Annotated in this window: 13 protein-coding genes; 5 read left to right on the forward strand and 8 right to left on the reverse strand. The window is 71.3% G+C overall.

Annotated elements, in window-relative coordinates:
• The first annotated feature begins 21 nt into the window (after positions 1-21).
• Both ntrB and AC1RRS_RS23335 read left to right on the forward strand, forming a co-directional pair.
• The gene (ntrB, locus tag AC1RRS_RS23330) at positions 22-954 is read left to right on the forward strand and encodes a nitrate ABC transporter permease (RefSeq protein WP_487290780.1); all 933 of its coding nucleotides are present in this window, start codon (positions 22-24) and stop codon (positions 952-954) included.
• A gap of 14 nt (positions 955-968) precedes the next feature.
• The gene (locus AC1RRS_RS23335) at positions 969-1,754 is read left to right on the forward strand and encodes an ABC transporter ATP-binding protein (RefSeq protein ID WP_110119034.1); all 786 of its coding nucleotides are present in this window, start codon (positions 969-971) and stop codon (positions 1,752-1,754) included.
• Between the two features lie 13 nt (positions 1,755-1,767).
• Here AC1RRS_RS23335 and AC1RRS_RS23340 read toward each other — a convergent pair whose 3' ends face one another.
• The 3 genes from AC1RRS_RS23340 to AC1RRS_RS23350 all read right to left on the reverse strand — a co-directional run bounded on the left by AC1RRS_RS23340 (position 1,768) and on the right by AC1RRS_RS23350 (position 4,518).
• A complete protein-coding gene (locus tag AC1RRS_RS23340) occupies positions 1,768-2,409 on the reverse strand; it encodes a GntR family transcriptional regulator (RefSeq protein ID WP_110119035.1) in 642 nt (213 codons plus the stop codon).
• Positions 2,410-2,505: 96 nt separating this feature from the next.
• Positions 2,506-3,504, reverse strand: coding sequence for a 4-hydroxyproline epimerase (locus tag AC1RRS_RS23345; RefSeq protein ID WP_492857267.1), 999 nt, complete (start codon positions 3,502-3,504; stop codon positions 2,506-2,508).
• A gap of 96 nt (positions 3,505-3,600) precedes the next feature.
• On the reverse strand, positions 3,601-4,518 hold the full coding sequence (locus AC1RRS_RS23350; protein WP_487290783.1) for a dihydrodipicolinate synthase family protein: 918 nt from the start codon (positions 4,516-4,518) through the stop codon (positions 3,601-3,603).
• A gap of 66 nt (positions 4,519-4,584) precedes the next feature.
• Between AC1RRS_RS23350 and AC1RRS_RS23355 the strand changes: the two genes are divergently transcribed.
• The 3 genes from AC1RRS_RS23355 to AC1RRS_RS23365 all read left to right on the forward strand — a co-directional run bounded on the left by AC1RRS_RS23355 (position 4,585) and on the right by AC1RRS_RS23365 (position 8,584).
• Positions 4,585-5,850, forward strand: a complete 1,266-nt coding sequence (locus tag AC1RRS_RS23355) for an NAD(P)/FAD-dependent oxidoreductase (protein WP_492857268.1) — start codon at positions 4,585-4,587, stop codon at positions 5,848-5,850.
• Entirely contained in the window at positions 5,847-7,055 is a 1,209-nt protein-coding gene (locus tag AC1RRS_RS23360; protein ID WP_492857269.1) for a M24 family metallopeptidase, read from the forward strand. The genes AC1RRS_RS23355 and AC1RRS_RS23360 overlap by 4 nt, the downstream gene beginning before the upstream one ends.
• A gap of 86 nt (positions 7,056-7,141) precedes the next feature.
• Positions 7,142-8,584 (forward strand): amino acid permease, encoded by a 1,443-nt coding sequence (locus AC1RRS_RS23365; protein ID WP_487290786.1) that lies wholly within the window; start codon positions 7,142-7,144, stop codon positions 8,582-8,584.
• Between the two features lie 3 nt (positions 8,585-8,587).
• On the opposite strand, the gene AC1RRS_RS23370 is transcribed toward AC1RRS_RS23365, so the two are convergent.
• The 5 genes from AC1RRS_RS23370 to AC1RRS_RS23390 form a co-directional block, all read right to left on the reverse strand.
• Positions 8,588-9,178, reverse strand: coding sequence for a hypothetical protein (locus AC1RRS_RS23370; RefSeq protein WP_492857270.1), 591 nt, complete (start codon positions 9,176-9,178; stop codon positions 8,588-8,590).
• A gap of 56 nt (positions 9,179-9,234) precedes the next feature.
• Positions 9,235-9,876, reverse strand: coding sequence for a hypothetical protein (locus AC1RRS_RS23375; protein ID WP_492857271.1), 642 nt, complete (start codon positions 9,874-9,876; stop codon positions 9,235-9,237).
• A gap of 1 nt (position 9,877) precedes the next feature.
• Positions 9,878-11,137, reverse strand: a complete 1,260-nt coding sequence (locus AC1RRS_RS23380) for a hypothetical protein (protein WP_492857272.1) — start codon at positions 11,135-11,137, stop codon at positions 9,878-9,880.
• On the reverse strand, positions 11,134-11,790 hold the full coding sequence (locus AC1RRS_RS23385) for a hypothetical protein (RefSeq protein WP_487290790.1): 657 nt from the start codon (positions 11,788-11,790) through the stop codon (positions 11,134-11,136). Before AC1RRS_RS23385 ends, AC1RRS_RS23380 begins: the two co-directional genes overlap by 4 nt.
• Positions 11,790-12,566: hypothetical protein (locus AC1RRS_RS23390; protein ID WP_492857273.1), on the reverse strand; the 777-nt coding region annotated here is incomplete at its 5' end. The genes AC1RRS_RS23390 and AC1RRS_RS23385, both read right to left, overlap by 1 nt.

Consider the following 12,566-nt stretch of genomic DNA (forward strand, 5'->3'; position numbering starts at 1 on the left):
GGCCCGAGGGGAGGAAAGCTCATGACCTATCCCAAGCCCGACTTCGCCGAGGCCGCGCCTGTCGCGGCCCCGGTGACGGCCCAAGGAGCGTCCCCGCCGCCGGCAACGGCGTCGGCGGCGAAGGCCGGGTCGGCCGCCCCAAGAGTCCCAGGGGCGGCCGACTTGGCGCGGCGGGCGGGAGCGGTCGCGGCCGCCGTCCTGCCGCCGGCCCTGACCGTGCTGGTCATACTGGCCGTGTGGCAGGGCGTGTGCGGCGACTCCTATGACGGCCTGCCGTCGCCCTCGCGCATCTGGCTGGAGTCGAAGGAGCTGATCGTCGATCCGTTCTACGACCGGGGCGGGGTGGACAAGGGTCTGTTCTGGCACGTGCTGACCAGCCTCAAGCGGGTGGCCTTCGGCTTCTCGATCTCGGCGGTGGTCGGCGTCGGCCTGGGCGTGCTGATCGGCGCCAATCGCTGGGCGCATCGGGGTCTCGACCCGATCTTCCAGGTGCTGCGGACGGTGCCGCCCCTGGCCTGGCTGCCGATCTCGCTGGCGGCCTTCCACGAGGCCAATCCGTCGGCCCTGTTCGTGATCTTCGTCACCTCGATCTGGCCGATCATCATCAACACCGCCGTGGGCGTGAGGAACATCCCCGAGGACTATCGCAACGTCGCCCGGGTGCTGCGGCTGTCGCCGATCGAATACTTCTTCAAGATCCTGCTGCCGGCGACCACGCCCTACATCTTCACGGGCCTGCGGATCGGGGTGGGCATGAGCTGGCTGGCCATCGTCGCCTCGGAAATGCTGCTGGGCGGCGTCGGCGTCGGCTTCTTCATCTGGGACCAGTACAACGCCTCGCGCATCTCCGACATCGTCGTGGCCCTGGCGTGGGTGGGCCTGACCGGCTTCGCCCTGGACCGCATCGTCGCCCTCGCGGGCCGCATCGTCTCCCGCGGCAACGCGGCGAGCTGAGAAGGGGAAAGATCATGGGCAAGGCCTATCTCTCCATCGAGAACCTCTGCGTCACCTTCGGGCATGGCGCGGGCGCTTCCGAAGTGCTGCGCGGCGTCGAGCTGCAGGTCGACAAGGGCGAGTTCGTCTCGATCATCGGCCACTCGGGCTGCGGCAAGTCCACCCTGCTGAACGTGGTGGCGGGCCTCGTGCCGGCCACCACCGGGGCGGTGATCCTCGACCGCGAGGCCGTCAGCGCGCCGGGGCCCGAGCGGGCGGTGGTGTTCCAGAACCATTCGCTGCTGCCGTGGCTGTCGGTGCGCGAGAACGTGCAGCTGGCGGTCGACAAGGTGTTCGGCGGCAAGAAGTCGGCGGCCGAGCGCCGCGACTGGACGCTGCACAATCTCGAGCTGGTCAAGATGACCCACGCCAAGGACAAGCGGCCCTCGGAGATCTCGGGCGGCATGAAGCAGCGGGTCGGCATCGCCCGGGCCCTGGCCATGCAGCCCAAGGTGCTGCTGCTGGACGAGCCGTTCGGGGCGCTGGACGCCCTGACCCGCGCGCACCTGCAGGACAGCGTCATGGAGATCCAGGCGACCCTGAACAACACCGTGCTGATGGTCACCCACGACGTCGACGAGGCGGTGCTGCTGTCGGATCGGATCGTGATGATGACCAACGGCCCGCGCGCGACGATCGGCGAGGTGCGCCCGGTGGATCTGGCCAGGCCGCGCGACCGCCTGGCCGTGGCGGAGGATGCCTCCTACGTCCACGCCCGGGCGGCGGTGATCGAGTTCCTCTACACGCGGCGGGCGGCGTAGGGGGCGGGGAGCCTTAGGCCGCCAGCTGCTGGCGCAGGTCGTCGAGCGTGCCTTGGATGTGCTCGGCGACCACAGCCTCGACGGTGGCGGCGTCGCCGGCCTTCCAGGCTTCGAGGATCTGGCGGTGCTCGCGGCTGGCGCGCTCGTCGCGGCCGAAGGGCTCCAGGTGGATGCGCACATAGCGCTCCGACAGGATCTGCAGCCGCTCGACCAACTGGCTGGTGATGTGGCCGCCGGGGCGGACCAGCGACATGTGGAAGGCGTGGTTGAAGGCCACGTGGTCGCCGTCGGGCTTGCCCAGCTCGGTTTCCAGCGCGGCCAGCGCGGCCTCGGCGCGGACGTGGTCCTCTGGGCCGGCCTTGCGGGAGGCTTCGGCGGTGGCGCCCGGCTCCAGCTTCAGGCGCAGGGCGAAGACCTCGCTGGCCTCCTCCGTGGAGGCCGGCCGCACCACGTAGCCGCGGTTGGGGTAGGAGTTGAGCAGGCCGTCCTGCTCCAGGCGGCTGAGCGCCTCGCGCAGCGGGATCTTGGAGACGCCGAGCTCGCCGGCGATGGTGTCCTGCCGCACGGCCGCGCCCGGCGGCATGGCGCCGGTGAGAATACGTCGACGTACGATCTCGTACGTCTGGTCGGACAGGGTGCGGACGACGATGCTCATGAGCTGCGAACTATAACCCCTGGGTCGGCGCCCCCCGCGCCGAGAGGGCCTCCCTATATCAGATTATCAGGCGGCTCGGATTAAACCTGGGTCATTTCAAATGACCTGGAATCCTGCCCAGAACGGGTCGGCGCGATCGATCCAGATGGTGTTGAACCCTGTTGCGATCGCCGAGCCCTGAACCGAGGGAATGATCGCCTGGCGGTCGCCCAGGGTGGTCTCGGCCTCCACCCGGCCGATGAAGCGGCTCTTGATGTAGCTTTCGTGCACGAAGGCGTCGCCGACCTTCAGGCGGCCCTTGGCGTGCAGGTGGGCCAGGCGCGCCGAGGTGCCGGTGCCGCAGGGGCTGCGGTCGATGGCGCGGTCGCCGTAGAACACCGCGTTGCGGCCGTCGGCGCCGTCGCTGGCCGGGGCGTCGGCCCACAGCACGTGGCTGACGCCGCGGATGGTGGGATCGAGCGGATGCACCGGCTCGACCTTCTCGCGCACCAGGGTGCGGATGATCGGGCTCAGGCGCAGGATCTCGGCCGCGCCCAGGGCGTCGACGCCTTTGTAGGCGCCTTGCGGTTCGACGATGGCGTAGAAGTTGCCGCCGTAGGAGACGTCGATGGTCAGCGGACCGAAGTTCGGAACCTCGATCTCGATCCCGGTCTCGGCCAGGTAGCTGGCGACGTTGCGGATCTTCACCGAGGTGACCTTGTCGCCTTGCGTCTCATAGGCGATGTCGATGACGCCGGCCGGAACCTCCAGCCGCAGCTTGCCCGGCTCGCGCGGGGTGACGAGGCCGTTCTCCAGCGCGAAGGTGACCATGCCGATCGTGCCGTGGCCGCACATGGGCAGGCAGCCGCTGGTCTCGATGAACAGGATGCCCGCGTCGCAGTCGGGCAGGGTGGGCGGATAGAGGAAGCCGCCCGACATCATGTCGTGGCCGCGCGGCTCGAACATCAGGCCGGTGCGGATCCAGTCGAAGCGGGCGAGGAAATCCTGGCGGCGTTCGCTCATGCTGGCGCCGCTCAGCAGCGGCGCGCCCCCGGCGACCAGACGCACGGGATTACCGGCGGTGTGGCCGTCGATGCAGAAGAACGTGTGACGCATGGACTTCCTCGGGACTCAAGAAGAGCCGATCCAATCGGTTTCGAATGGGGTTGTCATCCCGGCGCGCGGATGCGGCCGGGATGACGGGCAGTCGGATCAGGCCGCTTCGGCCTTGGAAAGCACCGGCCGGGTGGCGGCGGCTTCCTCGACCATGGCGACGACCTGGGCGCGGCGGGCGCCGGCCAGGGGCAAGCGGGGCATGCGCACGCGCTCGGAACCGCGACCCATGATCTCCTCGGCCAGCTTGATCGACTGGACGAGGTCGTGCTCGGCGTCGAGGTGCAGCAGCGGCATGAACCAGCGGTAGATGCTGCGGGCGGTGTCCAGGTCGCCGGCGTCGACGGCCGCGACCAGGGCCACCGATTCCTGCGGGAAGGCGCTGGTCAGGCCCGAGACCCAACCCTTGGCGCCCAGCAGCAGGCCTTCCAGCGCGACGTCGTCGAGGCCGGCCATCAGGATGAAGCGGTCGCCGAAGGCGCGGGCCAGGTCGGTGAAGCGGCGGGTGTCGGGCGCGCTTTCCTTGACCGCCACGACGGTCGGCTCGTCGGCCAGGCGCTCGAGCACGCCCAGGCTGATGGCGGCGCGGTAGGCCGGCGGGTTGTTGTAGAGCATGATCGGCAGGCCAGAGGCCCGGGCGACCGTGCGGAAGTGGGCTTCCAGCTCGGCTTCGGTCGGCACGTAGACCATGGCCGGCAGCGCCATCAGGGCGTTGGCGCCGATGGTCTCGGCGTCCTTGGCGAAGGCGGCGGCGCGGGGCGTGGTCAGCTCCGAGCAGCCGACGATGATCGGCACGCGGCCGGCGACGACCTCGACGGCGGCCTTGAGCAGGCTGCGCTTTTCGTCGGCTTCCAGCGAGTTGTTCTCGCCGCAGGTGCCCAGCACGACAAGGCCGTGCACGCCGTCGCGGACGAGGTTATCCAGCACCTGTTGGCTGGCGTCGTAATCGATCGAGAGATCGGACTTGAATTGAGTGGTAGCGGCGGGAAACACGCCCGACCAACGCATGGAACTCATAGTGCTTGCGCCTCCTGCTGATTTGTCTACCGTATACGATATTGAGTGCGAGGGTAAAGCCCGACGATGAAGGCGGCAGGAACGGCGGTTATAGGAGGCGGGATCGTGGGCACGATCTGCGCGCTGGCTCTGCGGCGCGCGGGCGAGGATGTGCTGCTGATCGATCCGCGGCGCGATCCGCCTCCGGCTTCTTACGGAAACGCCGGTCACATCGCGGTGGAGCAGGTCGAGCCGCTGGCCTCGCCGGCGGCCCTGGCCTCGGCTCCTAAGCGCCTGTTCGCCCTGGGCGGGGCCCTGGATTTCCGACTCGCCGACGCCGCCGCCTGGATGCCTTGGGCGGCGCGCTATATCCGCGCGAGCACGCCGGACGGCGCGGCGCGCGGCCGGGTCGCGCTGAGCGGCCTGCTGGCCGACGCCCTGCCGGCCTGGAAGCGGCTGGCGGCCTCGGTCGAGCGGCCCGATCTCGTCATCGAGCAGGGCCACGTCGTGGTCTGGGAAAGCCAGGAGACCGCCCGCAAGGGCATGGCCGCCTGGAGCGCGGCCGACATCGGCCAGACAAAACTGGCTCCCCTCGACGAACCGACCCTGCGGCGCGTGGGCCGGCAGGTCTCCACGCCCCTGGCGGGCGGGGCGCGATTCGAGGGCTCGGCCCAGGTCAGCGATCCCGGCCAGGTTCTGAAGCTGCTCGGCGAAGCCTTCGAGGCGGCGGGCGGGCGGCGGCTGACGGCCAGCGTTTCGCGTCTGGCGCCCAGCGGCCGGTTCGCGCAGATCGTGCTGGAGGGGGGCGAGCGCATCGCCGCCGGCCAGATCCTGGTGACCGGCGGCGTCGGTTCGGGCGCGCTGATGCGCAGCCTTGGCCATGTCGCGCCGATCATCGCCGAGCGGGGCTATCACCTGGAAGGCGGGGCGGGCGACTGGGTCGGTCTGCCGCCGGTGGTGTTCGAGGACCGCTCGCTGATCCTGACCCGTTTCGGCGATCGCCTGCGGGCCGCCAGCTTCGTCGAGTTCTGCCGCGAGGGCTCGCCGCCCGATCCGATGAAGTGGGACCGCCTGCGCGGCCACCTGGACGCGCTGGGGATCAAGTTGCACGGGCAGGTCGCCCAGTGGTCGGGCGCGCGGCCGACCCTGCCGGACTATCTGCCGGCCATCGGCGCCAGCACGCGGGCCGACAATCTCTATTATGCCTTCGGGCACCAGCACCTGGGCCTGACCCTGGCGGCGACCACCGGCGAGATCGTGGCTAGGCTGATTGCCGGCCAGGCGCCGGATCTCTCCGCTTTCGACATAGATCGCTTCGCCTCCGGGCGCGGCAAGACGAGGACTACCGCATGACCCTGGGCGTGGGCGTTTCGACCATGGCCGCCGAACTGGCCGACCTTTCGCCGCGCGCCGGCCGACCGCCGGCGATCACGGCGGCCGAGTACGAGGCCCGGCTGGAGAAGGCGAGGGGGCTGACCCGCGCGCTGGGCGCCGACGCCCTGCTGATCGGGGCCGGCGCGTCGCTGCGCTATTTCACCGGCGTGCCGTGGGGCGCGACCGAGCGGCTGGTGGCCCTGCTGCTGCCGGTCAGCGGCGCGCCGCTTATGATCTGCCCGGGTTTCGAACTGGGCTCGCTGCAGGCCGACCTGAAGATCGAGGTCGAGATCCGCCTGTGGCAGGAGCACGAAAGCCCCGCCGCCCTGGTCGCCCATTCACTGGCCGACGTCGGCGTCGACACCCTGGCGCTCGATCCGGCCGCGCCGTTCCTGCTCTATTCGTCGCTGAAAACGGCCGCGCCGTCGTTGTCGGTCAAGGACGCCACGGCGGTGGTCGACGGCTGCCGGGGCGTGAAGTCGCCGGCCGAGCTGGCTTTGATGCGCTACGCCAAGGCCATCACCCTCGACGTTCACCGCCGCGCGGGCGCGGTGCTGGCGCCGGGCGTCAAGGCCAGCGAGGTCAAGCGCTTCATCGACGAGGCCCATCGCGCGGCCGGCACGACCGGCTCGACCTTCTGCGCGGTGCAGTTCGGCGAGGCCACGGCCTATCCGCACGGCCTGCCCGGCGACCAGGAACTGGCGCAGGGCGATCTGGTGCTGATCGACACCGGCTGCCAGGTCGAGGGCTACCAGGCCGACATCACCCGCACCTACGTGTGCGGCGAGCCGAGCGCGGAGCATCGGCGGATCTGGGAGATCGAGCACGAGGCCCAGGCCGCGGCCTTCGACGCCGTGAAGCCCGGCCTGCCGTGCGAGGTGATCGACACCGTCGCCCGCCAGGTGCTGGAGCGCCATGGCCTGGGTCCCGACTACGCCCTGCCGGGTCTGCCGCACCGCACCGGCCACGGCATCGGCCTGTCGATCCACGAGGGGCCCTATCTGGTGCGCGGCGATTCCACGCCGCTGGCGCCGGGCATGTGCTTCTCCAACGAGCCGATGATCGTCGTTCCGGGCCGCTTCGGCGTGCGCCTGGAAGATCATTTTCACGTCACAGAGGACGGCGCGGCCTGGTTCACGCCGCCTTCGCCGTCAATCGACGACCCGTTCGGCCTGAAGGCCTGATCGGGAGACGCTTCGAGTTCTGATTTGGCCAATGTCTCCGCGGCGCCGGGAGGAGTGCGGCGCGGAGTTCCTTCAAGGGGGATCGAATGAGCTTCTGGACGCGCCGCAAGGCGCTCGACGCGATCGTGGCGGTGGACGCGGGCCATAGGCTCAAGCCCACGCTCAGCTGGCCGCACCTTCTGGCGCTGGGCATCGGCGCCATCATCGGCACGGGGATCTACACCCTGACCGGCATCGGGGCCGAGCGCGCCGGGCCGGCGGTGATCCTGGCCTTCGCCGCCTGCGGCGTGCTCTGCGTGTTCGCCGCCCTGGCCTATGCCGAGGTCGCCACCCTGATCCCGGCGGCGGGCAGCGCCTACACCTACGCCTATTCGGTGCTGGGCGAGGGTCTGGCCTGGATCGTCGGCTGGAGCCTGGTGCTCGAATACGCCGTCACCTGCGCGGCCGTGGCCGTCGGCTGGTCGGGCTACATGGTCGGCCTGCTGAAAAGCGTCGGCATCATGCTGCCGCCCGAACTGCTGGCCGGACCGCACGCGGGCGGGATCATCAACCTGCCGGCGGTGCTGATCACCGTGGCGGTGACGGCCCTGCTGGCCAAGGGCGCGCGCGAGAGCGCCACGGTCAACATCGTGCTGGTGATCATCAAGATCATCGCCCTGGCGGTGTTCGTGGTCCTGACCATCGGCGCGATCAAGGCCGCCAACTTCCACCCCTTCATGCCCTACGGCTTCGTCTCCCACACCGAGGGCGGCCATCCGCGCGGGGTGATGGCGGCCGCCGCCATCGTGTTCTTCGCCTTCTTCGGCTTCGACGCGGTCTCGACCTCGGCCGAGGAGGTCAAGAACCCCAAGCGCGACCTGACCATCGGCATCATCGGCTCGATGCTGATCTGCACGGTGATCTATATGATCGTCGCCGCCTGCGCCGTCGGCGCCTGGCCCTATGCCGAGTTCGCCAAGTCGGGCGAGCCGCTGGCCTTCATCCTGCGCTCGCTGCAGCACCCGGTCGCCGCCGTGGCCATCGCCGTGGCCGCCATCCTGGCCCTGCCCAGCGTCATCCTGGTGATGATGTACGGCCAGACCCGGGTGTTCTTCGTCATGGCCCGCGACGGCCTGCTGCCGAAGGCGCTGGGCAAGCTCAGCGCCAACCACGCGCCGGTGCGCCTGACCCTGATCACCGGCGTGGTCGTGGCCCTGGTCGGCGGCTTCCTGCCGCTGGACCAGATCGCCGAGCTGTCGAACGCCGGCACCCTGCTGGCCTTCATCTGCGTCGCCGTCTGCGTGATGGTTCTGCGCAAGACCCGTCCGGACCTGCCGCGCCTGTTCCGCTGCCCGGCGGTGTGGATCGTCGCGCCGCTGGCGGTGGTCGGCTGCCTCTACTTCATGGTCAGCCTGCCGGTCGGCACCCTGCTGCGCTTCGCCGGCTGGAACGCCATCGGCCTGGTCGTCTACCTGCTCTACAGCCGGCGCACGAGCCTGCTGGCCAAGGGCGTCGAGGCGCCGCCGCTGACGGAAGCCGAGGTTCCCTGAGGCCTATCGGTCGTCGAGCGGCGGCGAGACGTCGAACTGCTCGATGAAATAGTCGGCGAAGCCCGCCGCGCCCGGCGCGTGGCGGGCCAGCCAATCCTGAAGCCGGCGGACGAAACCGGTGAAGGCCGCGTCGGCGGCGATCCGGGCCGCCGACAGTTCGGCGTAGTCGACGGCGATGGCCTCGGCGTCCGGCGCGGCGTCGGCGTGGATGATCGCCCGCTCCGTCGCGCACTCGACATAGGCGTCGGGGTCGTGGCCCAGCCAGGGCGAGTCTCCGTCCGGCTTGACGCCGAACCACTCCCGCCAGCTTTCCAGACCGCAGCAGCAGCCGGGTTCGATGACCACCCCGTCGCGCTCGGCGCGCAGGCCGCCGGCCACGACCCTGTTTTCCTTGGCCATCATCGACCGCAGGACGTGTTCCAGGGTCTCGCCCTCGGGCTCGTCGCCGTAGCAGGCGAGAGCGGCCACGGCGTTGGCCACGTCGGCGTCCGTGACCTGTCCCGTCAGATCCACCCATTGGTATGGGGCGTAGTCCGGCGCCCAGGCATAGGCGCGGCCGGGGTTCATCTGCAGGACGGGCGTCAGCTTGAGCATGGCGCGAAGGTGGCCGCCGCGCCGGCTTCAATCAAGGCTGGCTTCAATCAAGGGTGTCAGCCCAGGCCCAGGATCACCGCATTGGTGGTGCGCACCAGGGCGCGGGGCGGGGCGTCCTGGGTCTTGACCGTCAGCTTGGCGGCGTCGGCGGTGCTGACCGTCTGGCCCTTGGCGTCGACGAACTCGGCGGCCAGTCCCCGGGTCGCCATCAAGGCGACGGCGTCGGCGCCGGTCAGGCCCCGCACCTCGGGCATCGGCGCGGCGTCGTCGAGGGCGGCCGGGGCCGGCACCGGCACGATCTTGAAGGTCAGCTTGGCCGCGCCGCTGGCCTGGAAGCCGTAGCGCTGCTGGAAGGCCGCATCGACCGGGGTGACATAGGTGCGGGCCTGGCCGATGGCGCCGCCGCGGCCGGTCGTTCCGGCGCTGCCGTCGGCGCCGCCCGTGCCGCCGATCCGCATCGAGACCTGCACCTCGCAGGTGGTCTCGGGCAGGACGTAGAAGGTGGGCTGGTAGCCGATCGAGCGCAGCATCTCCAGGCCCTCGTCGCCGTCGGCCTCGTAGATGGCCAGGCTGGCGTTGAGCGATCCCTGGTCGAGCGCCGCCTGGGCCTCGGCCACCCCGCGCCCGACGGCGGCGATCACTTCGCCGAGCGGCGTCGCCAGGCTTTCGCTGAGCAGTTCGGAGGCGTCCTGGGCCATGTCAGGCTCCCTGTTCGTCGGCGGCGGCGAAGATCACCATCACCCGCGCCCCGCGGGCGATGACCGAGCCGGCCGTGGGCGACTGCACCATGGCCTGGCCGGGGGCGACGGCCGGATTGAGCGCGTGGGGGCCGACGCTGGCTTCCAGCACCAGGCCGACCGAGGTCAGCACCCGCCGGGCGGCGCTTTCGGTCAGCTGCAGCACGTCGGGCGCGCGCGGGCCGTCGCTCGCGTCGGCCGGTTTTTCGGGGATGAACTGGAATTTGACGTCGCTGAGCACGTCCTGCTTGAGGTCCCGGGCGGTGTCGGCGTCGATCAGCTGCACCGCGCCGGCGTCCTGCAGCAGGACCTTGGCGTTGACCTGGATGGCGCCCAGCGAGAAGCCGCGCGGCTTCAGGGTGATCTGGGCGTCGTCCAGCTGGGTGGCCATGGTGGTGGCCAGATCGGTGACGGCGACGCTGCGCAGTCTCAGCGGCGCCGTGGCGGCGGCCGCCCCCGTGGCGTCGGCGCCCAGGCGTCCTGGCGTCGCGGGGCGCGCGGCGGCCGCCTGGGCCGCGGCTGCGGCGGCTGCGGCGGCCTGGGTCGCCGCCGTCTCCTGGGTGGCGACCACGCCGCGCAGGCGGGTGATCTCGCTCTGCTGCTCGGTGACGATGCGCGAGCGGTCGGCCAGCTGGCGGTCGCGATCGGCCAGGTCCTGGTCGCGCTGGACGAGCCGGGCGGTGAAGGTCTTGGTGGTCTCCTCGGCCGCCTGGGCGCGGACGGCGGCGACATCGACCTTGGCCGAGCGCAGGGTGGCGATCTCGGCGTCCTTGTCGGCCAGCTGCTTGTCGCGGTCGGCGACGTCGCGGGCGGCGGGACTGTCGGTGGCGATGACGCCGCCGACGGGCGTGATCACCGTTCCGGCGCGCAGCACCCGGGCGGCGACCGTGGTGCGGGCCACGACCTTCTCCTCGACCGCCAGGCGGCGCACCTGGCCAAAGTCGATGGTCAGGCCGCCGCCGCGCGCGGCCCGGCCGAACTCGGGGCTGACCGACATCGCCGCCGCCCCCTCGACCAGCCGGAATGCGGGGGCGAAGGGCAGGGTGTCGTCGGCGATCGCGCCGGTTCCCCGGGCCAGACCGTCGGCGTCGGTCTTGGCGCTGGAGACGGCGGCCCAGGCGTTGGTCTTCAGGTCGAACAGCTGGACGTCCAGGCTCGCCCCGACGGCCGGCTTGCCGTCGGCGTCGGTCAGCCTGGCGCTCCAGGTGAAGGCCGTGCTCATCCCACTTCCTCCAGACCGACGACGGCCCGCGCATTGAACGCGCCGATCGAGGCGACGACCACGACGACGGCGCGGGCCGGCTCCTTGGCGGCGATCGACAGGGTGGTCGCGGCCTTGCCCGAGGCGTCGGTGCGCAGCAGGGCCTGGTCGAGGCGCGTGCCGGCCTGGCGCTTGTAGTTGGCCGCGCCGCGCGCGGCCGACAGGGTGGCGCCGGCCTCGTCGTCGATGTTGAGCTCGACGGGCTGGTCGGCCAGCACCTCGCCGGCGCTGTTGGCGACGGTGATCGACAGGGTCGCCTTGCCGCCGATGTTCTGGCCGACGACGAAGGCGATGCGCGGCGTCGGCAGGCCCTCGCCGGGCGGGGTGGCCACGAGGCGGCCGCTGATCGTGCTGCTGACCTGCTGGTTGCTGGAGCTCTGGTCGCGGGCGGTGAACAGCAGGGCCACTGGCCGGCCGCCGGCGTCGGCCTTGGTCTGCATGTCGACCTTGATCGAGAAGTCGAGGAACGGCAGCTGGTAGCCGCCCAGCGGCGCGCCCGAGGCGTCGACGCGCGGGCCGGCGTTCAGGGCCAGCTGGGCCTCGCGCACGCCCTCGGCCAGGGCCACCAGCAGCTCCTCGATCGAATTGCCGACGAAGCGGCTTTCGGTCGTCATCAGTCGCCTCCCTCGGAACTGTCGCGGGATCCTTCGGCGCGCTTGGCCTTCAGCTTTTCCAGGGCGCGGTCGCGGCGGGCGTCGTCGCGGGCCTCGTCGGCCTCCTTCAGCTCGCGCACGTCGCTGGCCATCTCGCGCATGCGGTCGGCCTTCTCGGCGTAGTCGGCATATTCGCTCACCGTGCCGACGCCGACGGCCAGCTTGCGCGCCGTCTCGCGGACATAGGGGTCGGCGCGGCCCAGGCCCGGGATCTTCTCGCGCGCCTTTTCGACCCAGTCCTTGGGGATGGCGTCGCGGGCCCCATCGAGGGCGCGTTCGGCGGCGGCGTAGGCCTTGCGGCCTCGGCTGACCATGTCGCGGGCCTTGGCTAGGCGGCGGTCGAGCGGGTCGCTGGCGGCGGCCGTGGGGCGAGGGCGCTCGTCGGGACCGGTCAGGGCGCGGCCGGCGTCGCGCAGGCTACGGCCGGCCTGGCCCAGCGAGGCCAGCCGGCGCGAGGGCTCGGCCAGCGGATCGGCCTCCCGGCGTGAGGCCAGGCGTTCCCAGGGGGCTTCGCGGGCCGCCGCCGCCGGACGCTCCCACGGCGCCTCGCGCGGCGGGGCGGGGGCGCGTTCGAACACGTCCGAAGGCGTGAAGCGACGCAGGTCTGGCGGCAGGCCGCCGGGCGTCGGCCGCACCTGCTCGCCCGGGGTGCCGCGTACGCCTTCGCCCGGCGTCGCGCGCAGGGCGTCAGCGGCCGTGCCGCGCAGGGCCGGGGGCAGGGCGGGCGGATGCGAGGG

The organism is Caulobacter sp. GW821-FHT12A07 (genome assembly GCF_058807655.1).